This is a genomic window from Pseudomonas sp. BGA-UO-ETr-WB11, from assembly GCF_059567785.1.
This window is the reverse complement of the sequence record NZ_JCAQOS010000008.1, coordinates 327,886-346,854: the sequence shown is the minus strand read 5'-3', so window position 1 is coordinate 346,854 and position 18,969 is coordinate 327,886. Positions and strand designations below refer to the sequence as shown.

17 protein-coding genes and 1 pseudogene are annotated in these 18,969 nt (G+C 63.2%); 7 read left to right on the top strand and 11 right to left on the bottom strand.

Annotated elements, in window-relative coordinates:
* Nucleotides 1-14 precede the first annotated feature (14 nt).
* Nucleotides 15-1,421: an aminoacyl-tRNA deacylase and HDOD domain-containing protein gene (locus AC56DI_RS15350; protein ID WP_496346931.1), complete on the top strand. Its 1,407-nt coding sequence runs from the start codon at nucleotides 15-17 to the stop codon at nucleotides 1,419-1,421.
* Nucleotides 1,422-1,466: 45 nt separating this feature from the next.
* Here the strand turns inward: AC56DI_RS15350 and AC56DI_RS15345 are convergent, their stop codons facing one another.
* From AC56DI_RS15345 to AC56DI_RS15325, 5 genes are all read right to left on the bottom strand, one after another.
* Nucleotides 1,467-2,201 (bottom strand): hypothetical protein, encoded by a 735-nt coding sequence (locus tag AC56DI_RS15345; protein WP_496346930.1) that lies wholly within the window; start codon nucleotides 2,199-2,201, stop codon nucleotides 1,467-1,469.
* Nucleotides 2,202-2,326: 125 nt separating this feature from the next.
* Nucleotides 2,327-2,719, bottom strand: a complete 393-nt coding sequence (locus tag AC56DI_RS15340; protein WP_324520539.1) for an SCP2 sterol-binding domain-containing protein — start codon at nucleotides 2,717-2,719, stop codon at nucleotides 2,327-2,329.
* Nucleotides 2,720-2,835: 116 nt separating this feature from the next.
* Complete coding sequence (locus tag AC56DI_RS15335; RefSeq protein WP_324520497.1) at nucleotides 2,836-3,108, bottom strand: HU family DNA-binding protein; 273 nt, start codon at nucleotides 3,106-3,108, stop codon at nucleotides 2,836-2,838.
* A 194-nt stretch (nucleotides 3,109-3,302) separates the two neighbouring features.
* On the bottom strand, nucleotides 3,303-4,451 hold the full coding sequence (locus AC56DI_RS15330) for an FAD-dependent oxidoreductase (RefSeq protein ID WP_496346929.1): 1,149 nt from the start codon (nucleotides 4,449-4,451) through the stop codon (nucleotides 3,303-3,305).
* 108 nt (nucleotides 4,452-4,559) lie between these two features.
* Complete coding sequence (locus tag AC56DI_RS15325; RefSeq protein WP_324520500.1) at nucleotides 4,560-4,727, bottom strand: rubredoxin; 168 nt, start codon at nucleotides 4,725-4,727, stop codon at nucleotides 4,560-4,562.
* A gap of 230 nt (nucleotides 4,728-4,957) precedes the next feature.
* Between AC56DI_RS15325 and AC56DI_RS15320 the strand changes: the two genes are divergently transcribed.
* The 6 genes from AC56DI_RS15320 (at nucleotide 4,958) to AC56DI_RS15295 (ending at nucleotide 11,302) form a co-directional block, all read left to right on the top strand.
* The gene (locus tag AC56DI_RS15320) at nucleotides 4,958-5,509 is read left to right on the top strand and encodes a chorismate--pyruvate lyase family protein (protein ID WP_496347527.1); all 552 of its coding nucleotides are present in this window, start codon (nucleotides 4,958-4,960) and stop codon (nucleotides 5,507-5,509) included.
* Between the two features lie 135 nt (nucleotides 5,510-5,644).
* Entirely contained in the window at nucleotides 5,645-6,535 is an 891-nt protein-coding gene (gene ubiA / locus AC56DI_RS15315) for a 4-hydroxybenzoate octaprenyltransferase (protein WP_496346928.1), read from the top strand.
* An 84-nt stretch (nucleotides 6,536-6,619) separates the two neighbouring features.
* On the top strand, nucleotides 6,620-7,309 hold the full coding sequence (gene phoB / locus AC56DI_RS15310; RefSeq protein WP_496346927.1) for a phosphate regulon transcriptional regulator PhoB: 690 nt from the start codon (nucleotides 6,620-6,622) through the stop codon (nucleotides 7,307-7,309).
* A 40-nt stretch (nucleotides 7,310-7,349) separates the two neighbouring features.
* Complete coding sequence (phoR, locus tag AC56DI_RS15305; protein WP_496346926.1) at nucleotides 7,350-8,651, top strand: phosphate regulon sensor histidine kinase PhoR; 1,302 nt, start codon at nucleotides 7,350-7,352, stop codon at nucleotides 8,649-8,651.
* 126 nt (nucleotides 8,652-8,777) lie between these two features.
* The gene (locus AC56DI_RS15300; RefSeq protein ID WP_496346925.1) at nucleotides 8,778-10,118 is read left to right on the top strand and encodes a hemolysin family protein; all 1,341 of its coding nucleotides are present in this window, start codon (nucleotides 8,778-8,780) and stop codon (nucleotides 10,116-10,118) included.
* A 68-nt stretch (nucleotides 10,119-10,186) separates the two neighbouring features.
* Complete coding sequence (locus AC56DI_RS15295; protein WP_496346924.1) at nucleotides 10,187-11,302, top strand: HD-GYP domain-containing protein; 1,116 nt, start codon at nucleotides 10,187-10,189, stop codon at nucleotides 11,300-11,302.
* Here the strand turns inward: AC56DI_RS15295 and AC56DI_RS15290 are convergent.
* The 6 genes and pseudogenes from AC56DI_RS15290 to AC56DI_RS15265 form a co-directional block, all read right to left on the bottom strand.
* Nucleotides 11,299-12,936: pseudogene (locus tag AC56DI_RS15290) on the bottom strand (GMC family oxidoreductase). The gene AC56DI_RS15295 and the pseudogene AC56DI_RS15290 sit on opposite strands and share 4 nt — an antisense overlap.
* Complete coding sequence (locus tag AC56DI_RS15285) at nucleotides 12,937-13,740, bottom strand: ABC transporter ATP-binding protein (RefSeq protein WP_422589414.1); 804 nt, start codon at nucleotides 13,738-13,740, stop codon at nucleotides 12,937-12,939.
* Nucleotides 13,741-13,805: 65 nt separating this feature from the next.
* The gene (locus AC56DI_RS15280) at nucleotides 13,806-14,606 is read right to left on the bottom strand and encodes an ABC transporter permease (RefSeq protein WP_496346923.1); all 801 of its coding nucleotides are present in this window, start codon (nucleotides 14,604-14,606) and stop codon (nucleotides 13,806-13,808) included.
* A 90-nt stretch (nucleotides 14,607-14,696) separates the two neighbouring features.
* The gene (locus AC56DI_RS15275; RefSeq protein ID WP_496346922.1) at nucleotides 14,697-15,683 is read right to left on the bottom strand and encodes an ABC transporter substrate-binding protein; all 987 of its coding nucleotides are present in this window, start codon (nucleotides 15,681-15,683) and stop codon (nucleotides 14,697-14,699) included.
* Nucleotides 15,684-15,865: 182 nt separating this feature from the next.
* Complete coding sequence (locus AC56DI_RS15270; RefSeq protein ID WP_496346921.1) at nucleotides 15,866-17,248, bottom strand: aspartate aminotransferase family protein; 1,383 nt, start codon at nucleotides 17,246-17,248, stop codon at nucleotides 15,866-15,868.
* Nucleotides 17,249-17,273: 25 nt separating this feature from the next.
* Nucleotides 17,274-18,764 (bottom strand): aldehyde dehydrogenase, encoded by a 1,491-nt coding sequence (locus AC56DI_RS15265; protein ID WP_496346920.1) that lies wholly within the window; start codon nucleotides 18,762-18,764, stop codon nucleotides 17,274-17,276.
* Between the last annotated feature and the right edge of the window lie 205 nt (nucleotides 18,765-18,969).

Genomic DNA, 18,969 nt, shown 5'->3' with positions numbered 1-18,969 from the left:
AGCCGGACCTGAATATGACCGAAGTCGCCCTCGCCCCTGACACCACTCCCCAGCCGCCCGCCATGATCGTGCAATTGCTGCAAAAACTGGCCGTGCCCTTTCAGGTGCGCCAGGAGCATACGGGCCTGAACCCCGCGCAACGGGTGCAAGCGGTGCTGCTGGAGGATGAGCTGGGCGCACTGCTGGCGCTGTTCCCGCAGAGCCAACTGCTGGACCTTAGCCGCCTGGCGGAGCTGACCGGGCGCAAACTGGTAGCGGTCAAACCGGAGCGCCTACAACGTATGCTCGGCAAGCACCAACTGGCCCTGCTGCCGGGCTTGCCAGCACTGACCAGCTCTCCCTGCCTGTATGACGAATGCCTGCTGCAAGAGCCGCTGCTGCTGATCGAGTCCGGCCAGGCGGGCGTGTTGCTGGAAATGTCCAGTGACGCCTTCAAGGGCTTGTTGAGCAAGGCCAGCACAGCGCGCTTTGGCGAGCCGCTGAGCCAGATCCAACCCAACCTTAATCGCCCCCACGACGACCGCGCAGAAATCACCCAGGCGGTGCAGGCCTTCACCGCCCGACGCATCCAGCAGCGTCTGGAAGAAACCATCGAAATCCCGCCCCTGCCAGAAACGGCCCAGCGCATCATCAAGCTGCGGGTCGATCCGGACGCCACTGTCGATGACATCACCGGCGTGGTGGAGACCGATCCAGCCCTGGCCGCTCAGGTCGTCAGTTGGGCCGCGTCGCCCTACTACGCCGCGCCGGGCAAGATTCGCTCAGTTGAGGACGCCATTGTCCGTGTGCTCGGCTTCGACCTGGTGATCAACCTGGCCCTGGGCCTGGCGCTGGGCAAAACCCTGAGCCTGCCCAAAGATCATCCGCAACAGGCCACGCCTTACTGGCAGCAGGCGATCTATACCGCCGCGGTAATCGAGGGCCTGACCCGTGCCATGCCGCGTGCCCAGCGCCCGGAGGCCGGTCTGACCTACCTGGCGGGTTTGCTGCACAACTTCGGTTATCTGGTCCTGGCCCACGTATTCCCGCCGCACTTCTCCCTGATCTGCCGGCACCTGGAGGTCAACCCGCACCTCAGCCACAGCCATATCGAACAGCACCTGCTGGGCATCAGCCGTGAGCAGATCGGCGCCTGGTTGATGCGTTTCTGGGATATGCCCGAGGAGTTGGCCACCGCCTTGCGCTTCCAGCACGACCCGGATTACGACGGCGACCATGCGCCTTATCCCAATCTGGTCTGCCTGGCGGTCAGCCTGCTGCGCAGCCGGGGCATTGGCGCCGGTCCGCAGGTGGAGATTTCGCCAGCGCTATTGGAGCGTCTGGGCCTGACCCGCGCCAAAGCCGATGAAGCCCTGGACAAGGTGCTGGAAGCAGAAGCGGCCTTGCGTGAACTGGCCGCACAGTTCCATCCCCATCACTGACGCCGGGGTCGACGGCAGGCAGTCCTGCCGTCAGCCACAAGCGACTTACTTGAGCGCCGCGCGGCGCTCGGCAAACACCGCTGGCAAAGCCTGCACACTGGCCTTGAGCAACTGATTCAGCGGCGCCTGCTCGTACAGCGCGGCGTACTCACCAAGCTGATCACTGGGCGTCTGCCGATAGGCAAACAACATAAAGGCTTCAACCCCCTGGGCACTGGACTGGCGCAGCGCGTCGGCCTGGGCTGTGGTTTTGCTGGCCAAGGTGGCCTCATCAATGCTTTCACCGCGCGCTTTGAGCGCCAGCAGAGCCTGGGTCTTGCCCACTTCGTAACGCAACAGCGCAGCCATGGCGGTGGTCTGCGCGGCACTGTCCAGACGCCGTACCAGCGCCAGCCGCTCAGCCCGTGGCGGACGGGTGGTGAGTTGTTCGCGATAAGTGCTGAGGGCCTTTTCGTCATCCCCCACCGCACGTTCTGCGGCAGTGAACTGCTTGGCCAGCGGGCTTTCCAGCAAGGTTTCAATCTGCCTTAACTGGGCGGCGGTGAAGGTCGGCGCCAACTGCTTGGCCAATGCCCCGCACAACTGCTCGGCAGCAAACACCTGGCCCAGTTGTGCCTGCTGTGCCGTCGGCACGCCGCGCTGCAGCAAGGGTGCAGTCTGCTCGCAGAGCAGACGAATGCCGGCCAGCTCGAAAACCTTGGCAAAGGCAGCAGGCGCCGGAACGTCGGCGTGAGCGACGCTGGTAAGCAACAGCAAAGGTAAAAGTAAAGCGATACGCATGGCGGCAATGTCCTGAAGAACTCTGCCCAGCCTAGCGAATGATGGGGGAGCCGACCAGCACCGCGGCTGGCCGTCCTACTGACGCAGTGACGCACCGCTCAGCCAAGGCCGGCGGCGCGGCAACATCAGGCCGCTTTCTTGGCGGCGGATTTCTTCTTCGGCATCAGGTACTTCATCAGGCCCTGGAACCACATCACCAGCGCCGGGTTGCCCTGGATCTGGATCTCTTTGTTCTGGATGCCCTGCATAAAGGCCAACTGCTTGTTCTTCGCGGTCATGGTGGCAAAACCGTAGGTCGCATCCTTGAAGCCCAGAGCGAAGGCCGGCGCGCTGGCAACGCCACGCTTGCTGACGATGCGCTGGTCTTTGACGATGAAATGGCGGGCCATCTTGCCGTCCAGGGTGTGCAACTGGAACACCAGGTCTTTGCCGGCCAGTTGTTGCTGGAACTCAGGATTGGTGCGGCTGGCTTTGGCCATCAGGCGGCCCAGCATCCACAGGAGAAAGCGAAACTTCATGCGCGCGGCCTCGAAGGGGGGAATGAAACGGCGGCGCATTGTAGCGGTTTGCGAGGTGAACTACAGCCAGCCTTTGGCTGTGCTGTCCGGGGCCGCAAGGCCCCGGACAGCGAAACTCAGTTGACTGAGTCTTTCAGCGACTTGCCCGGCTTGAAGGCCACGGTGTTGCTGGCCTTGATGGTGACCGGGGCGCCGGTTTGCGGGTTCTTCCCGGTGCGGGCGCCGCGATGGCGCTGCACAAAGGTACCGAAGCCAACGAGGGTGACACTGTCCTTGCGGTTCAGGGCACCGGTAATCTCTTCAAGTACGGCGTTGAGTACCCGATTGGCTTGATCCTTGGTCAGGTCAGCCTTCTCGGCGATGGCGGCGGCGAGTTCCGGTTTGCGCATAAATGCCTCTTTGTCGACGGTTTATTGTTGTTGTGTCCGTGCTGCTCTTCCAGAACAGCGCTCGGGTGCCGCGGAGGCTCTAGGCGGCACTGCGGCAGACCCGGTGAGAATGGCATGCTGGCCGCGGCCGCGCCAGTCTTGTCGGACAATAGGCCAAGGCAAAAACATGACTTATACGACAAAGTAGAAGGTATCTACGCCAAAAGGGCAGGTAACAGCCGATTCAGGGCCAGTTTTTCCTGTACGGCCGTACCGGTCAGGGCATAGCCCAACAAGCTGCCCTGAGCGTCATAACAGAGCGCTTTGATGTCCGCACCACTGCCTTCCACCGTCCACTCACCCACCACGCCACGAGGCGGTGGCGACACTACCAGCGGGCACACCGGCGTCTTCACCGTAACCGGCATCGGTCCGTAGCTGACGGCCGTCGGCGTGCCATTCAGGGTCTGCGCCAGCGCACGAGCGCAGGCCATCAACGGCATCACATAGAGCAGGTTGAGGCCATCGACTTCAGCGCAGTCGCCGAGGGCGTAGATGTTGGCGTGGGAGGTCTGCAACTGCCGATCGACCACCACCCCGCGGTTGACGGCCAGGCCGGCCGCTGCGGCCAGGTCGGTGCGCGGACGCAGGCCGACGGCGGACAACACCAGGTCGCAGGCCACTTGTGTGCCGTCAGACAGATGCGCCAGCAAGCCGCTGTCACTGCGCTGCAGGCTGGTCAGCACCGGCCCCAGGTGGAAGCGTGCGCCGAGGCTTTCCAGCCCAGCCTGCACCGCCGCGGCGGCCGCCATAGGTAACAGACCCGGCATCACCTGCTCGCAAGGCGCCACCAGCTCGACGCTGTAGCCGCCGAGGCTGAGGTCGTTGGCAAACTCGCAGCCAATCAGGCCAGCGCCCAGCACCAGCACCCGCTGCTTGCCCGCAGCCGCGGCACGGAAACGGGCGTAATCCTCCAGGTCATTGACCGGGAAAATCGCCTCAGGCGCATCGCCTGCCACCGGCACGCGAATCACCTCGGCACCCAGGGCCAGAATCAGGTCGCGGTAAGGCACAGCCTCTTCGCCAATCCACAACTGACGATGGCCAGCATCAATGCCGCTGATGCGTGTGTGGGTGCGGATCTCGGCATTCAGCTGCTCAGCCATGGCGCCGACTTCAGCCATGCACAAGCCGTCGGCATCCTTATTCTTGCCGAAGCCGGTGGACAGCATCGGTTTGGAGTAAGAGCGCCCATCATCGGCGGTAATCAGCAGCAGCGGGGTCTGCGCGTCCAGCTTGCGAAACTCCTTGGCCAGGTTGTAGCCGGCCAGGCCGGTACCGACGATCACCACAGGTAGGCTCATCTCAAACTCCTCGGGGGTAGTGCAGGGTATAGATACAAGACGACGGCCCGCAGGCCGTCGCTGACGACGTCAATCAGGGTGGTGGAGCGCTGGCTCCACCGCCTCTCATCAACCGATTTCGATCATCTCGAAGTCCATCTTGCCGACGCCGCAATCCGGGCACAGCCAATCGGCGGGTACGTCTTCCCAGCGCGTGCCGGGGGCGATGCCGTCGTCTGGCCAGCCCATGGATTCGTCATACACCAGACCACAGACCACGCATTGCCACTTCTTCATTTACTGCAACCTCATCACACGAAAGATTGTCGGACAATATTCCGACTCGACTAGGCCGCTTTGTACTGAGTGCGGCGCCGCGACGCAAGTACCAGTGAGCGCCCCCACCTTTGGCTAGGGTCCGTGGCCGCTGCACTGAGAGGTACATGCAACAGCGCCAGCCCCTGGGGCGGCGGCCTGGGGCAAACATGTTAAGCTCGCCCGCCCAGCCGCCACCAATGCCCGCTACCGTGCCGCACGCCGCCCTCGCCCAGCCTCCGCGCTGGCTCAGCTCCGCCCAACTGCATCCCGGCCCCGCCGCCGCGCTCAGCGAGTGGCTGTTCGATCAGGGTTCGTTAACCCGACGGCTGACGGCCCTGGCTGAGCAGCAGTTCAGCGTGGTGCCCCTGGAAGAAGGCTGGCAGCCCCTGCGCCACGACGAGTGCCTGGCCCTGGGCGTGCCCACCGGCAGCCAGGGCTGGGTGCGTGAGGTGTACTTGCGCGGCCATCAGCAACCGTGGGTGTTTGCCCGCAGCGTGGCCGCCCGCAGCGCGCTGCAAGGCTCCGGCCTGAACCTGGGTGAGCTGGGCAGCCGCTCGCTCGGCGAATTACTGTTCAGTGACCGCGCGTTTACCCGTGGCACCATCCAGGTGTGCCGCTACCCCGCGCCCTGGCTGCCGAACGCAGTGCGCAGCGAGCAGTTGTGGGCCCGCCGCTCGTGCTTCCAGCGCGGCGCCCTGGCCGTGCTGGTGGCCGAGGTATTTCTACCCGAACTCTGGGCTGCAGCCACAATCGCTCCCTAGGATGGGCTAAGCGCAGCCAACCCATCGACCGTATAGCCATGATGGATTAAGCCGCTTCGCCGCTAAGCCATCCTACGCGCCCCATCGCTCACGCCGACTCCGTATACTGCGCCCAACCTGCCCGGAGACGCGCTGATGTACACCCGCCTGCTGCATTCACTCAATCGCCTGCACCCACGCGCCTGGGACTTCGTCCAGCTGATGCGCCTGGACAAACCCATCGGCATCTACCTGCTGCTGTGGCCGACCCTGTGGGCGTTGTGGGTGGCAGCCGAAGGCGCGCCCAGCGCCAGTAACCTGCTGATTTTTGTCGGCGGCGTGATCCTGATGCGCGCTGCCGGCTGTGTGATTAACGACTACGCCGACCGCCACTTCGACGGCCATGTCAGCCGCACCCAGGCCCGGCCACTGGCCAGCGGCAAGGTCAAGCCGCGGGAAGCCTTGGTGCTGTTTGCCGGGCTGGTGGCACTGAGTTTCGCCCTGGTCCTGTGCACCAACGCGACCACCGTCTGGCTGTCGTTCGGCGGCGTGGCGCTGGCGGCCTGCTACCCGTTTATGAAGCGCTACACCTTCTACCCGCAGGTGGTGCTGGGCGCAGCGTTTTCCTGGGGCATGCCCATGGCCTTTAGTGCCGAGACCGGCAGCGTGCCGCCGGAGGCCTGGCTGCTGTATATCGCCAACTTGCTGTGGACGGTGGCCTACGACACCTATTACGCCATGGCCGATCGCGAGGACGACCTGAAGATCGGGGTCAAATCCACCGCCATCCTGTTCGGTGACGCCGACCGCCTGATCATCGCCTGCCTGCAAGGCCTGGCCCTGTTGTGCCTGCTGCTGGCCGGCAGCAAATTCCAGCTTGGACTGTGCTTCCAGCTCGGCCTGCTGGTCGCCGCCGCCTGCTTCGTCTGGGAGTACCGGCAAACCCGCAATCGCAAGCCCATGGCCTGCTTCAATGCCTTCCTGCACAACCACTGGGCCGGGTTGGCGATCTTTCTCGGCATCGCTGCGGATTACGCAATACGCTAGGGCCTGCAACACCCTGTCACATGACTGCAATAATTCCGTTATCTAATGCGGCACATGACAGCGATATGACCCGAGGCTTGATCCATGGTTGGCAAGAACATTTTGATCGTTGACGACGAAGCGCCCATCCGCGAAATGATCGCGGTGGCGCTGGAAATGGCTGGCTACGATTGCCAGGAGGCGGAAAACGCCCAGCAAGCCCACGCCATGATCGTCGACCGCAAACCCGACCTGATCCTGCTCGACTGGATGCTGCCCGGCACCTCAGGTATCGAGCTGGCCCGCCGGCTGAAGCGCGACGAGCTGACCGACAGCATCCCGATCATCATGCTCACCGCCAAGGGTGAAGAAGACAACAAGATCCAGGGTCTGGAAGTCGGCGCCGACGACTACATCACCAAGCCGTTCTCACCCCGCGAACTGGTGGCACGCCTGAAGGCTGTGCTGCGCCGTGCCGGCGCCGGCGATAGCGAGACACCGATTGAAATCGGCGGTTTACTGCTGGACCCGGTCAGCCATCGCGTGACCATCGACGGCAAGCCCGCCGAGATCGGCCCGACCGAATACCGCCTGCTGCAATTCTTTATGACCCACCAGGAACGTGCCTACACCCGCGGCCAATTGCTCGACCAGGTCTGGGGCGGCAACGTGTATGTCGAGGAGCGCACCGTCGACGTGCATATCCGGCGCCTGCGCAAAGCGCTTGGCGAAGCCTACGAGAACCTGGTGCAAACTGTACGCGGCACCGGTTATCGTTTCTCCACCAAAAGCTGACTCAGCCGCTTTGCTGTAACACCTTTGCTTTGGATATCCCGTGAATCAAAACTGGCACAGCGTCCTCCTCCGCCGCCTGCTCCTGATTATCGGCGGCTGCCTGCTCCTCGGCTTGTTGAGCGGTTACTACGCCTGGGCTCTGGTGCTCGGCCTGGGCGCCTACCTCGCCTGGAACCTGCGCCAACTGCTGCGCTTGCACACCTGGTTGAAACAGTACAAAACCGATGAGCCGCCGCCCGACGGTCATGGCCTGTGGGGCGAAGTGTTCGACAGCATCTATCGCCTGCAACGCCGCGACCAGCGCGCCCGTGGCCGTCTGCAAGCGGTCATCGACCGCGTGCAGGAATCCACCGCCGCCCTCAAGGACGCGGTGATCATGCTCGACCGCGACGGCAACCTGGAATGGTGGAACCTCGCCGCCGAAACGTTGCTGGGCCTGAAAACTCCGCAAGACAGCGGCCAGTCGATTGCCAACCTGGTGCGCCACCCGCGCTTCAAGGAATATTTCGAGCTGGGCAATTTCAGCGAACCGCTGGAACTGCCGTCGCCGCTCAACGACCACCTGCGCGTGCACTTCCAGATCACCCGCTACGGCAACGACGAACACCTGATGCTGGTGCGCGACGTGACCCGCGTGCATCTGCTGGAGCAGATGCGCAAAGACTTTATCGCCAACGTCTCCCACGAACTGCGCACACCGCTGACGGTGATCGCCGGCTACCTGGAAACCCTGCTCGACAATGTCGAAGAGGTGAACCCGCGCTGGCGCCGTGCCCTGCAACAAATGCAGCAGCAAGACCGACGCATGCAAACACTGCTCAACGACCTGCTGTTGCTGGCCAAACTGGAAGCCACCGATTACCCCTCGGACAACCAGCCCGTGGCCGTCGACCTGTTGCTGCTGTCGATCACCGCCGACGCCCAGGCGCTGTCGGGTAACCGCAATCACCGCATCAGCCTGGAAGCCGACAACCGCCTGCAGCTCAAGGGCAGCGAAGCGGAACTGCGCAGCGCCTTCTCCAACCTGATCTTCAACGCGGTCAAATACACCCCGGACGAGGGTAGCATCCGCGTACGCTGGTGGGCCGACGAAGCCGGTGCGCACCTGAGCGTGCAGGACAGCGGCCAGGGCATCGAAGCCAAACACCTGCCGCGCCTGACCGAGCGTTTCTACCGCGTCGACTCCAGCCGCGCAGCCACCACCGGCGGCACCGGCCTCGGCCTGGCCATCGTCAAGCACGTGCTGTTGCGCCATCGCGGGCGCCTGGAAATCAGCAGTGTGGTCGGCCAGGGCAGCATCTTCACTTGCCATTTCGCCCCCGGCCAGGGCTTCAAGCGCTAGGGTCTGTTGCCGGTTGATTCACACCGGCGGGGCTGGGCAAACCCAGCCTCAGCCGCTAATCTGCAGCACTGGCTGCGCACACCGACGCGCCGATTCCTGACCACCCGGAGCCGTTGAAACACCCCTATGGACCCTTCCCCTAGTTACACCGCCGCCTCATATTTCGCCGACTTCGGCCTTATCTTCTTCGCCCTGTTTCTGGTCTTGCTCAACGGCTTCTTCGTCGCCGCCGAGTTCGCCATGGTCAAGCTGCGCGCCACTAAAGTGGAAGCCATCGCCCAGCAAAACGGCTGGCGCGGGCATATCTTGCGCACCGTGCACAATCAGCTGGACGCTTACCTGTCGGCCTGCCAACTGGGCATTACCCTGGCCTCCCTGGGCCTGGGCTGGGTCGGCGAGCCGGCCTTTGCCCACCTGCTGCAGCCGCTGCTGCACTACGTCGGGGTCAACTCGGAAGCCGTGGCCCACGGCATCGCCTTCTTCACCGCTTTTTTCATTATTTCCTACCTGCATATCGTGGTCGGCGAGCTGGCGCCCAAGTCCTGGGCCATTCGCCAGCCCGAGCGCCTGTCGCTGTGGACAGCCGCGCCGCTGTACATGTTCTACTGGGCCATGTACCCGGCCATCTACCTGCTTAACGCCAGCGCCAACGCCATCCTGCGCTTCGCCGGCCAGGGCGAGCCGGGGCCGCACCACGAGCACCATTACAGCCGCGACGAACTCAAGCTGATCCTCCACTCCAGCCGCGCCAGCGACCCCAGCGACCAGGACATGCGCGTCCTAGCCTCTGCCGTGGAGCTGAGTGAACTAGAGGTGGTCGACTGGGCCAACTCCCGCGAGGACCTGGTGTTCCTCAACAGCACCGCCAAACTCGACGAAGTGTTCAGCCTGTTCCGCCGCCACAAGTACAGCCGCTACCCGGTGTACGACGAAGAAGCCGGTACCTTCATCGGCATCCTGCACATCAAGGACCTGCTACTGCAGCTGTCACTGTTGGAAATGCTGCCCTCGGCGTTCAAGTTGCAGGAGTTGCTGCACCCGGTTGAACGGGTGTCCAAGCACCTGGCCCTGTCCAGCCTGTTGGAGCGCTTCCGCCACGGCGCCGTGCACTTCGCCTTGGTCGAAGAAGCCGACGGCAAGGTGATCGGTTACCTGACCATGGAAGATGTACTGGAAGTGTTGGTCGGCGACATTCAGGACGAACACCGCAAAGCCGAGCGCGGCATCCTCGCCTACCAGCCGGGCAAACTGCTGGTGCGCGGCGACACCCCGCTGTTCAAGATCGAACGCATGCTTGGCGTCGACCTTGATCACCTCGAAGCGGAAACCCTCGCCGGGCTGATCTACGAAAGCCTCAAGCGCATGCCGGAAGAGGAAGAAGTACTCGACGTCGAAGGCCTGCGCATCATCGTCAAAAAGATGAAAGGCCCGAAGATCGTCCTCGCCAAAGTACTCAAGCAGGATTGATCTGCGCCAGAGGTGAGTGCCGGCAGGGCTGACTATACTTGCCAGCACTCACTGCCAAAGGCCGCGCCATGTCGCTACTGCACGATCTTCAGGAACAGAGCCCGCTGCAGCAGAAGCTGCACCAGCTCCTGCACACCCTGCAGCAAAAACACCCGCAGGTGCAGCGGTTGGCGGTGGCGTTGTACGACCACGGCAGTGACTGGGTAAAGACCTTTGTCGCGGTCGACGACCAGGCCAATCCACTGCCCCACTACCATGCGCGACTGAGTGAAACCACCTGGCTGCTGGACGTCGCGAACGCCCAGACGCCGCGGGTTATCAACGACTTCAGCGTGCTTGAGCACAGCCGCAAACGCCATATCGATGCCCTGATCGCCGCCGGCTACCGCAGCAGCTACACCGTGCCGATGTGCGTCAACGGCCATTTCTTCGGCTTTATCTTCTTTAACGCCAAGCAGATCGACGTGTTTTGCCAACCCCTGCTGAGCGAACTGGACATGCTCGGCCACCTGGCCAGCCTGATGGTCTACAACGAACGCGCCAGCGTGCGTACCCTGCTCGCCGCACTCAAATCGGCCACCCACCTGACCCATGCCCGCGACCCGGAAACCGGCAACCACCTAGAGCGCATGTCGCGCTACTCGCGCCTGATCGCCCAGGCCATGGCCGCGCAAAAGGGCCTGGACGACAACTTCGTCGAGCATGTGTATCTGTTTGCCCCGCTACACGACCTGGGCAAGATCACCATTCCCGACTATGTGCTGCTCAAGCCCGGACAACTCGACCCGCAAGAGCTGACCATCATGCGCCGGCATGCCCGTGCCGGCCTGGAGCTGGTTGATCAGATGCTGGGCAACTTCGGCCTGGCCGCCGTCAGTCAGGTGCAGATGCTGCGCAACATCATCCACTACCACCATGAACTGGTGGACGGCTCCGGCTATCCGGATGGCCTGGCCGGCGAGCAGATTCCGCTCGAATCACGGATCGTCACCGTGGCCGACGTGTTCGACGCCCTGACCAGCGAACGACCGTACAAACAGCCCTGGCCCAACGCCGAAGCCTTCGCCTTCCTGCGCCAGCAAGCTGGGCTGAAATTCGATCACGACTGCGTGATGGCCCTGCTGGAGCAAGCCGAGGATATCGAGCATATCCAGCAATGCTTCCGCGAAAACGCCTACGGCTAACTGACCAGCTCGGCCCGCGCCGCTGCCCGTGGCCGAACACTCTGGCGCAGAATCAGCTCAGCGGCTTTCTCGCCGATCATGATGCACGGCGCGTTGGTGTTGCCGCTGATCAGCGTCGGCATGATCGACGCATCCGCCACCCGTAAGCCCTCCAGCCCAATCACCTGCAACTGCGGGTTGACCACACTCAGGGCATCCACGCCCATTTTGCAGGTGCCCACCGGATGGAACACCGTGGCCCCATGCTCGCGGATATAAGCGAGCAACTGCGCATCCGTTTGCACCTCGGCGCCGGGCAGCATTTCCTTGCTGCGCAGGCCGTCAAAACCACGTTCGGCGAGAATCCGCCGGGCCAGTTTTAGTCCCTCAATCAGCACCCGTGCATCGTCCATGTCAGCGAGAAAGTTGAAGTCGATCTCCAGCTCGCGCTGGGCATTCAGCCGCAGCTCGCCGATGGATTTCGGCCGCAGCACGCAGGTGTGCACGGCATAGCCATGGCCCCACTCGAACAAACGACCGCGGTGGCTGCGATAACCGGGCACGAAGTGGAACTGCACATCCGGCAAATCCGTGGCCAGTGGCGTACGGGCAAAGCCGCCGGCCTCGACATAGTTGGTGGTCAGCCAACCCCTTTTCTGCAGCAGGTACTTGAACGGCGCGGCCACCACGCTGGCCAGCGAGCCCCAAGAAAAGCCTAAGGTCAGCGGGCTGGCCGAACGCACGGTTATCAGGCCGTCGAGGTGCTCCTGCAGATTTTTGCCCACGCCCGGCAACTCATGCACCACTGGCACGCCAGCGGCCTCCAACTCGGCGCGCGGACCAATGCCGGAGTTGAGCAGGATCTGCGGCGAGCCCAGGGCGCCGGCACACAGAATCACCTCGCAACGACAACCCAGGCGCAGGCTTTCGCCATCAACGCGCAGGGCCACGCCGCTGACCCGCTGCCCTTCGACAATCAGCGAGTCGACCTCGCAGCCGGTCAACACCGTCAGGTTGCTGCGCTCGCGGATCGGCGCGACAAAGGCGCGGTAGCTGGACAGGCGCTTGGCGTCTTTTTGCGTCAGGTTGTAGATACCGCAGCCTTCCAGCTCGCCGCCATTGAAGTCATCGTTGCGACGGATGCCGAGTTTTTCGGCCGCGCTGACGAACAGCCGCGACAGCGGATTGGGATCGCGGGCGCGGTCCACCACCAGTTCACCCTGGGTGCCGTGCAGCGCCGGGCTCTGCCCGAGCAGGTTTCGTTCGGATTTCTTGAACAGCGGCAGCACGTCGTGTCAGCCCCAACCCGTGCACCCCAACTCGGCCCAGCGGTCGTAATCCGAGGCATCGCCACGGATGTAGATCATGCTGTTCATCGAGCTGGAGCCACCCAGCGCTTTACCGCGCGGCGTGTGCAGGCGACGGTTGTTGAGTTCCTTCTGCGGCGTGGAGAAGAAGTTCCAGCTGAACACGCGGCTCTTGTACAGGCTGATGGTGCCAGCCGGCACTTGCACCCGCGGGCTGGCGTCACTGCCGCCGGCTTCCAGCAGGCACACACGCACCTGCGGGTCGGCGCTCAGGCGGTTGGCCAGCACGCAACCGGCGGAGCCGGCACCAACAATCAGGTAGTCATAGCTCTGGGCGAAGTTCGTCACTCAATGCACCTCTTCCATGTCGTCGTGCAGCAGCTCCAGAATCTGCCGTTTCATGCGGATGAACTCCGGCTCCATGACCACGTCGAGGCTGCGTGGACGGGCAATGGGCACGTCGAGCACCTCCTTGATCCGCCCCGGCCGCGCGCCCATCACGTAGATGCGGTCGGCCAGCAGAATGGCTTCGTCGATGTCGTGGGTGACGAACACGACGGTCTTCTTGCTGTTGCTCCAGACCTGCAACAGCAGTTGCTGCATCTGTAGGCGGGTCTGGCTGTCGAGGGCGCCGAACGGCTCGTCCATCAGCAGAATTTGCGGGTCGTTGGCCAGCGCCCGGGCAATCGCCACGCGCTGCATCATGCCGCCGGAAAGCTGCTTGGGATAATGCTCGGCAAACTTCTTCAAGCCGACTTCACCGAGGTAGAACTCGACGATGGTGCGGATCTCGTCCGACATCAGGCCGCGGCGGCGCAGGCCGAATTCGATGTTCTGCCGCACCGTCAGCCAGGGGAACAGGGTGTAGCCCTGGAATACCATGCCGCGGTCCACGCCCGGCCCGTCGACCTTGCTGCCGCCAACGTAAATCTCGCCTTCGCTCGGCTCAGCCAGACCGGCGGTGAGGTACAGCAGGCTCGACTTGCCGCAACCGGACGGCCCAACGATCACCGCAAACTGCTGGTCCGGCACCTCGAACGAGACCTTGTCGAGGGCGGTAAAGGTTTCGCCAGTGGGCGACTGGTAGCGCAGGCTCACGCTGTCCACGCGCAGGCGCGATTCGACGGCGGCGTATTCGCTCAGGGCCGGCATGATGTAGTGCTTGTGGGGTGCCCGGGGGCTCTTCGCCGTTGCCGTCATTGGGATGTCGCCTCGTTCTATTGTGCCCATGCCGTCACCTTCAAGCGCAGCAGTCGAAACAGTTGATCGGTCATCAGGCCCAGCAGGCCGATAATGGCGATGGCGAGAAAGATCACGTCGACCTGAAAACCGCGCATGGCCTTCAGGCTGATGTAACCAAGGCCACTAGACGCCGCCACCAGCTCGGCCACCACCAGGTAGGTCCAGGCCCAGCCCATGGTCACCCGCAGGGTGTCCAGCACACCCGGCAGCGAAGCCGGAGCCAGCACATGCAGAACCACGTCACGACGGTTGGCGCCGAGGGTGTAGCTGGCATTGATCAGGTCCTTGGACACGCCCTTGGAAACGTCGGCGATCATCACCAGTTGCTGGAAGAACACGCCGAAGATAATCACCGCGACGCGCTGCTCCAGACCGATGCCGATCCACAAGATGAACAGCGGCACAAACGAGGTCACCGGCAGGTAGCGGATAAAGTTCACCAGCGGTTCGAGCAGCGCCTGGACGATGCGAAAGCTGCCCATCAGCAAGCCCAGCGGCACCGCCACCAGCGACGAAATGGCAAAGCCGATCAGCACTACTTCCAGGCTGGCTAGCACATGCTTGCCCAGGGTGCCGTCAGCCCCCAGGCGCACACCCGCCGCCAGCACATCGCCCGGCGAGGGCAGAAACATCGACGGCACCAGGCCGCCATACGACAGGCCAACCCACACCGCCAGCACGCTCAGCCAGCACAGGGTGCTGGCCGTAAGCACCAGCGATGCAGGCAGCCCGACCTTGGGAGTCAGGCAGCGCTGCAACCAGGATTTTGTGGCCATAAGCGCCACCTCCGTTTGCGGAAAACGAGTGAAAAATGGGATGCACAGGACCCCATAGGCGCGGCGCAAACCGCTCCCACGGGCAGGCCCTTAAGGCGTCACGAAGCGGGTATCGACCAGGTCTTCATAGGCCACGTTGTAGGGCTTGCCCTGCAACTGGCTCCAGGTCTCGTTGGCCAGGCTGATGATGGCGGCGATATCACCCGACTTGCCGGGAGTGCCGAGCAGCTTCTCGCTCATGGCCTGATCGAAGAAGCGCACGCCCTTGGCGGCGGCGGCCAGCTCGACCGGATCGGCCAGGTAACCCCCCACGCCCTTGGCCATCACCGCGTAAGCCTCCTTGGGATGGCTCTTGGTGTACTCGACCGCCTTGTACAGGCCGCTGACCAGGGCCTTGACGTCATCCGGCTGCTTGTCGATCACGTCGCAGGACAACGCCACCACATCGACAATCACTCCTGGTGTGCTGCTGCTGTCGATCAGCACCTTGCCCTGGCCCTTCTGCTTGACCAGCGACAAGTGCGGCTCCCAGGTCACGGCGGCGGGCACGCGACCGGCGATAAAGGCCGTGGCGGCATCATCAGCAGTCATGTTCTGGATCTCCAGATCAGCCATCTGCATGCCGTTTTTCTTCAGCAGGTAAGACAACCAGAACTGCGACACCGAGCCCTCGTTGACCGCCACCGATTTGCCCTTCAGTTGGGCCAGGCTGCTGACGTCCTTGCCCACTAGCACGCCATCGCCGCCAGCACTTTCATCCAGCGCGGCAACCGCCTTGAAGCAGAAGTCCTTGGAACGGTACTTGAGGATTTCATCGATGGTCGACGCCGAGCCAGACAACTTGCCCGAGGCCTGAGCGGCCATGTACATGGACGACTCCTCGATGGTGGTCAGCTCCACCTCCAGGCCCTGCTCCTTGAAGTAGCCGAGGTCGCGGGCCAGGTACAGGGTGCCGTAACCGACCCAGGTGGTATGGCCGATCGACAGGGTGCCGGCCTGGGCCAGCGAACTGACGCTCGCCGCCAGGGCGGTGCAAGCAAAGGTAAAAGCAAAATGCGTGCGCAAGGACTTGATCATAAAACGCTCCCACAGCCTGTTGGCTTTAGTTATTGAATGCGGGGCAGTGCTGGCCAACGGCCAAAAGCGTGCAGTGATCCAGGCCTCAGTCGGGCCCGAATTCAATTTTTCGATAACGGTTTAAGCACTTATTCAGTGCAGCCGGCACGATGGTTTCAGGGTCGGGCCGGCCTCGGGTAGCGCTACAGCAGACCCAGTTCCTGCGCGGTGCGGTCCACCGCGCGCTTGGTTTTTTCCACCAATTCATCCAGTTCGGTACGGCTGGCGACCAGCGCTGGCGCCATGATCATGCGGCCCTGGGTCGAGCGAATAATCAGCCCTTCCTCGAAGCCCAGGGTGCGGCAACGCCAGGCGATATCGCCCTCGTTGGCGAAGCGTTTGCGACTGGCTTTGTCCTCGGCGAACTGCAAGGCGGCGACCAGGCCGACGCCCTGAATATCACCCACCAGCGGGTGCTCACTGAAGGTCTCGCGCAGCAGCGTTTGCAGGTACGGACCCGTGTCGGTTTTCACCCGAGTGACGATCTGCTCATCACGCAGGGCCTTCAGGGTGGCGATGGCCACGGCGGCGGCTACCGGGTGACCGGAATAGGTCAGACCGTGGGCAAACACGCCGCCCTCATCGACCAGCGCCGAAGCGATGCGTTTACTCAGCACCAGGCCGCCCATGGGGATGTAACCCGAAGTCAGGCCCTTAGCGATGGTCAGGGTGTCCGGCTGGAAATCGAAGTGCTGGTGGGCGAACCATTCGCCGGTGCGGCCAAAACCGCCAATCACTTCATCGGCGCACAGCAGCACGTCGTATTGACGGCAGATACGTTGAATTTCCGGCCAGTAACTTTCTGGAGGGAAGATCATCCCGCCCGCGCCCTGGAAGGGTTCGGCGATAAAACCGGCGACGTTCTCGGCACCCAACTCGAGGATTTTCGCCTCCAGTTGCAGGGCGCAGCGGCGGCCGAATTCCGCCGGGGTCAGGTCGCCGCCTTGGGCGTACCAGTAGGGTTCGTCGATGTGGGCGACGTCTGGGATCATGCCGCCCATCTCGTGCATAAAACCCATGCCGCCGAGCGCGGCGCTGGCTAGGGTCGAGCCGTGATAGCCGTTCCAGCGGCCGATCATGATCTTCTTCTGCGGCTGCCCCTGGATTTGCCAGAAGCGCCGCACGGTGCGGATCAGCGCCTCGTTGGCCTCGGAGCCGGAGTTGGTGTAAATCGCGTGGCTGTAGTGCGCCGGCAGCAAGCTAAACAACAGCTCGGACAGCTCGATCACCGCCGGGTGGGTGGTGTGGAAGAACAGGTTGTAATACGCCAACTGCTCCATCTGCCGGGCCGCAGCGGCGTTCAGGTCCTTGCGCCCGTAACCGAGGCAGGTGCACCACAGCCCAGACATGCCATCCAAGTAGCGCTGGCCGTCGTTGTCCCACAGGTACAGGCCCTCGCCCTTGACGATCACCCGCGCGCCTTCGGCGTTCAGCGCCTTCTGGTCGAGAAAGGCGTGGATATGGTGCGCAGCATCCAGGGCCTGATAGTCGGCGGTGGTACGGCGGGGGGTCATCGGCATTGTCATCGCAAGGGTCCTCGTGTCCCGATTCTCAGCGCAGCTGGAACCAAGTAGTTTTTAGCTGGGTGTATTTGTCGAAAGCATGCAGCGACAGGTCGCGGCCAAAGCCCGATTGCTTACCGCCGCCAAACGGCACCGTCACATCCAGAGCATCGACGGTGTTCACCGACACCGTGCCGACCTTGAGCTGCCGGGCCACGCGGTGGGCGCGGTGCAGGTCGTCGGTCCACAGCGAGGCGGCCAGGCCGTAGATGCTGTCGTTGGCCAGGCGCACGGCCTCTTCTTCCGTATCGAAGGCCGTGACGGCCAGCACCGGGCCGAAGATTTCCTCACGGGCCAGCCGCGAATCGGCGCGCACGTTGGTGAATATGGTGGGTTCGATAAAGTTGCTGGAGCCGTTGCAGCTGAGCTGGCGACCGCCGCACACCAGGGTCGCGTCCTCGGCCTCGGCACCGCGGATAAAACCCATGACCTGCTCGGTCTGCCGTCCATCGACAATCGCACCAGCGGCACTGGCCGGGTCCAGCGGATCGCCCGGCAGCCAGTTACACGCCTTGGCCATCACCAATTCGACGAACTCGTCGTGGATTGAGCGTTCAACCAGCAGCCGCGAGTTGGCGGTGCAGACTTCGCCCTGGTTGAAGAAGATGCCGAAGGCGGCTTTTTCCGCTGCCAGATCGAGATCACGACAATCCGCGAACACTAGGTTGGCGCTCTTACCGCCGCACTCCAGCCAGATCTGCTTGAGGTTGGATTGCGCCGAGTAGGCCATGAAAAATTTGCCCACTTCAGTGGAGCCGGTGAAGGCCAGGCAATCCACATCCATGTGCAGACCCAAGGCCTTGCCGGTACTTTCACCCAGGCCCGGCAGCACGTTGAATACGCCCGCCGGAATCCCCGCTTCCAGCGCCAGTTCGGCCAGGCGCAGAGCGGAAAACGGCGACTGCTCGGCCGGTTTGAGAATCACCGAATTACCCGCAGCTAGGGCTGGCGCCAGCTTCCAGGCCGCCATGTCCAACGGGAAGTTCCATGGCACCACGGCGGCGACCACGCCGAGCGCTTCGCGGGTAATAGTGGCCAGCACGTTGGGCGCGCTCGGGGCGACTTGATCGTAGAGTTTGTCGATGCTTTCGGCGTACCAGCGGAACACCCCAGCGGCGCCCGGCACGTCGATGTTCCAGGCATCCATCACCGGCTTGCCCATGCTCAGGGAGTCGAGCAGCGCCAGCTCATCGCGGTTGGCCAGGATCAGCTCGCTGAGCTTGAGCAGCACCTCTTTGCGCTCGCTCGGCGCACAGCGCGACCAGGCGCCGCCTTCGAAGGTCTGCCGTGCGGCCTGCACGGCCAGCTCGACATCCGCCGCGCCGCAGGCCGCCACATTGGCCAGCAACTGATTGGTGGCCGGGTTGTGCACGGCAAACGTGGCGCCGTCGACGGCGGCAACAGCACAACCGGCGATCAATGCACGGTCGATAAAGCGCTGTTGGGCGGCCTTGTTTTGCCAGTCGTTAAGCTCGAACACCACTAACCCCCTAGGTACGGAAAACCCGCGAGGCGGGTCTGCTGGTTGGCACTTGTGAAGCGATAGTGGCCCATGCCCGAGCAGAGGAAAATTATTAAAAATGTCATCGGGACATACGAAAAAACTGGCTTGCCGCGCACCATTAAGGCGCCCTGTGCCGGCTCGTGGTGCAGTGCGCAGCGCCCTCAGGGAGCAGGCTTATTCA

What these genes read in the sequence shown, in the direction of transcription:
- AC56DI_RS15325 (WP_324520500.1), bottom strand. Translation starts at nt 4,727, where the DNA reads ATGAAGAAGTGGCAATGCGTGGTCTGTGGTCTGGTGTATGACGAATCC.
- AC56DI_RS15300 (WP_496346925.1), top strand. Translation starts at nt 8,778, where the DNA reads ATGGACCCTTCCCCTAGTTACACCGCCGCCTCATATTTCGCCGACTTC.
- AC56DI_RS15270 (WP_496346921.1), bottom strand. Translation starts at nt 17,248, where the DNA reads ATGACAATGCCGATGACCCCCCGCCGTACCACCGCCGACTATCAGGCC.
- AC56DI_RS15345 (WP_496346930.1), bottom strand. Translation starts at nt 2,201, where the DNA reads ATGCGTATCGCTTTACTTTTACCTTTGCTGTTGCTTACCAGCGTCGCT.
- AC56DI_RS15285 (WP_422589414.1), bottom strand. Translation starts at nt 13,740, where the DNA reads ATGCCGGCCCTGAGCGAATACGCCGCCGTCGAATCGCGCCTGCGCGTG.
- AC56DI_RS15330 (WP_496346929.1), bottom strand. Translation starts at nt 4,451, where the DNA reads ATGAGCCTACCTGTGGTGATCGTCGGTACCGGCCTGGCCGGCTACAAC.
- AC56DI_RS15295 (WP_496346924.1), top strand. Translation starts at nt 10,187, where the DNA reads ATGTCGCTACTGCACGATCTTCAGGAACAGAGCCCGCTGCAGCAGAAG.
- AC56DI_RS15335 (WP_324520497.1), bottom strand. Translation starts at nt 3,108, where the DNA reads ATGCGCAAACCGGAACTCGCCGCCGCCATCGCCGAGAAGGCTGACCTG.
- ubiA (WP_496346928.1), top strand. Translation starts at nt 5,645, where the DNA reads ATGTACACCCGCCTGCTGCATTCACTCAATCGCCTGCACCCACGCGCC.
- AC56DI_RS15280 (WP_496346923.1), bottom strand. Translation starts at nt 14,606, where the DNA reads ATGGCCACAAAATCCTGGTTGCAGCGCTGCCTGACTCCCAAGGTCGGG.
- AC56DI_RS15275 (WP_496346922.1), bottom strand. Translation starts at nt 15,683, where the DNA reads ATGATCAAGTCCTTGCGCACGCATTTTGCTTTTACCTTTGCTTGCACC.
- AC56DI_RS15340 (WP_324520539.1), bottom strand. Translation starts at nt 2,719, where the DNA reads ATGAAGTTTCGCTTTCTCCTGTGGATGCTGGGCCGCCTGATGGCCAAA.
- phoB (WP_496346927.1), top strand. Translation starts at nt 6,620, where the DNA reads ATGGTTGGCAAGAACATTTTGATCGTTGACGACGAAGCGCCCATCCGC.
- AC56DI_RS15350 (WP_496346931.1), top strand. Translation starts at nt 15, where the DNA reads ATGACCGAAGTCGCCCTCGCCCCTGACACCACTCCCCAGCCGCCCGCC.